3 protein-coding genes and 1 pseudogene are annotated in these 2,658 nt (G+C 47.8%); all 4 read left to right on the top strand.

Going from position 1 to position 2,658, the window contains the following annotated elements:
- On the top strand, positions 1 to 711 hold a 711-nt coding region (locus tag ACP5L5_RS11080), incomplete at its 5' end, for a TIGR00266 family protein (RefSeq protein ID WP_428763802.1).
- 150 nt (positions 712 to 861) lie between these two features.
- A complete protein-coding gene (locus ACP5L5_RS11075; RefSeq protein WP_428763800.1) occupies positions 862 to 1,260 on the top strand; it encodes a nucleotidyltransferase domain-containing protein in 399 nt (132 codons plus the stop codon).
- Complete coding sequence (gene hepT / locus ACP5L5_RS11070; protein WP_428763798.1) at positions 1,248 to 1,649, top strand: type VII toxin-antitoxin system HepT family RNase toxin; 402 nt, start codon at positions 1,248 to 1,250, stop codon at positions 1,647 to 1,649. Before ACP5L5_RS11075 ends, hepT begins: the two co-directional genes overlap by 13 nt.
- Before the next feature lie 31 nt (positions 1,650 to 1,680).
- Positions 1,681 to 2,658, top strand: a pseudogene (locus ACP5L5_RS11065) (hypothetical protein); the annotation flags it as partial.

The following is a 2,658-nucleotide window of genomic DNA, read 5'->3' as shown; positions in this document are numbered from 1 at the left end:
AAATCAATAAAAACAGTACTACTGAAATTGAATATGACAAACTTCAGGATAATGGGCAGCGACATACAACATCTATATGTGGAATTAGGGCATAGCGAGAAGATATACGCCGAGGGTGGTCACCTCATCTGGAAGTCACCAAGCGTTAATATAAAGGCCACAACAGGCGGTGGCTTACTAGCTGGTCTAAAGAGAGCCGTCACAGGCGCCAGCTTCTTCGTACTGGAGCTCGAGGGGCCAGGAACCATTGATATTGCAGGCTTTGCTCCCGGCAAGATTGTTGAGATTGACCTAAGTAGTAATGGTATTATGGTTGAACACAGGGCATTCCTGGCCATGGAACCAACAGTAAACTACGACGTCAAACTTGTCGGCCTAGGTTTTGGATGGTTAGGAGGTGAGGGCCTTCTGATGGCTAGGCTCCAGGGCAATGGTAGAGTATTCCTACATGCCATTGGTGACGCCCTAATGCTTGAGCTTAGGCCTGGGGAGAGTATCGATGTTGAGGCCGGCCATGTACTGGCCTTTGACGAGGGCATGAGAGTCGGCATTAGGCGTGTTGGTGGCTTGAGGACAATGCTCTTCGGCGAAGAGGGTTTGTGGCTAGCCCATATCGAGGGGCCTGGTAAAGCTTGGTTGAGAACACTAAGTAGGCAACAGATGATAATGGGTCTCATGCCAGAGCTCGCTCGAGTCGCTAGGTCAGCGTAGTTAATGAGGGCATTGAGCTAGGTTAAAAAATCCATGGGTACCTCAATTACGTGATTTATTTAATATGCACGAGCTTGGCGATTTAACGAGGTAATTTATTGATACAGTGATTATGAGTAGCGCAATTTAGCAACATATTAATTTACCAGAATGAATATAGTCAATACTGAGAGAATGCGGGACTTAAGTCTATTTCCCTGGCAGGAATTTAACATCGAATTCGCAATACTCTTTGGGTCCAGGGTGGGCGGGAGGGTTGTTAAGGGTGATTGGGATATAGCCGTTTGGTTCAACGATATTAATGATTACGCGGACCTACTGGTATCACTGGCTAGGTTTCTTGATGTTAGGGAGGAATTGATAAACCTCGTACCACTTAATTATAGGCTGCCCTGCCAATTAATAATCGAGATACTCCGCCACAAGCCAATATATGTAAGGGACACCGAGAAATACCTAGAGATCAGGTTCAGGCTTCAAAACCCATGCATCGACTTCTTCATAAGCATGAAAAAACTGGGCCTCGGCGAGGCGCCATGGCCATTATAAGCAGGTTGTTGAGGATAGTCGAGGAACGAGAGGCACTACTCAATAGGTACTCACCCGACGAACTAAGCGACATTAAGGCATACTACTCCGCTGTATACCTACTCCAGACACAGGCCCAAGCCCTCATTGACCTAGCCCAGAGGGTGGCAACTCTCATGGGAATGGAGGTTAGCGGTTACGTGGATGCAGGCGAGAAGTTGAGCATACTCGGTGTAATTAGTCCCGAGGACTTAAGGCTTTTCAAGTCGGTAGTAACCTTCAGAAACATCGTCGTTCATCAATACGCAATAGTCGACCTCGAGATAATCAGAAGAATAATCACAAACAAGGAGTACAGGAGGGTTACGGAGCTTGCCAGGAAAATAGCGGGTAGGGTGAACGATCCATAAAGCTATTAAGCAGGAAAACAACCAATACACCATGGGACTGAGCAACTGGTGGTACTACACAGGCTCGGCAACCAAGGCAATAACAATAATAGGCATAATAGCCATAACCCTCCTAGCCATAATAATCGCCAGTCCACACATCAAGCCCCTCCAACCAATCACCAAGTCCCTAGGCCTAATCCAGACTCAAACCGTTATTGTAACCAAGACCATGAATCAAACGGTGATTAGGTATGTGAATCAGACCGTCGTTAAGTACATAAATCAGACTGTGCCGATTTACGTGAATAGGACCGTCTACGTCTATATGCCTGGTAATGCATCCTTCGGCATACCCATCTACAATAATACCGGCACCTGCCATCTATACAGCCTGGTCCTCCCGAATGGGACTATTTGGACCCTGGGCTATTGGATACCCACCCAGTGGGCTTGGGACCTATTCCTACAAAACGGCACAATAATAGGGTGGGAGAAATTCCCAGCGCCGCAATACGGCGAGGAGCTGTATTGGGAGACCACGGTCTCCGCCGTGTTCCCAGGGTTGGGCAACGCGTGGCTGTTAGCCATCCAATTCATAACCGCGATACCCAACACCCCACAGCCAAACTGGGTAGACATGATATACATGGGCGACTTCATGGGTGGAGGCCCACTGATGTACCGCGAAGATAGCTATTGGGGCATTAACAATGGTACGGCCGTACTCCTAAATACATGGTCCTTGTTTTCGACGTTCTACGGACCCAACGTGAATTACACAACGATAGTGCTGCCCGTGAACAGGACATACCCAGTGATACTGCAGTTCTACTCAGTAACGCACTACCCAAGCTTCGCACTGCCTTGCAACTGGACAATAATAGGCCCAGTAAACCCACAAATAGCACTAAGACTACCAGCACCAATGGGCAAAGAACTTCAGATGGAGGCGTGGTATACATTTTACGGCAATTACTCATACCCAATAGCATGGACAACATGGGGCTTCTGGGTCTGGAACACAAGC

This window comes from Vulcanisaeta sp., from assembly GCF_049966235.1.
Classification (GTDB): Archaea; Thermoproteota; Thermoprotei; order Thermoproteales; family Thermocladiaceae; genus Vulcanisaeta; species Vulcanisaeta moutnovskia.
Note: the sequence above shows the minus strand (reverse complement) of the source record. Positions and strands in the feature narration are given on the sequence as shown.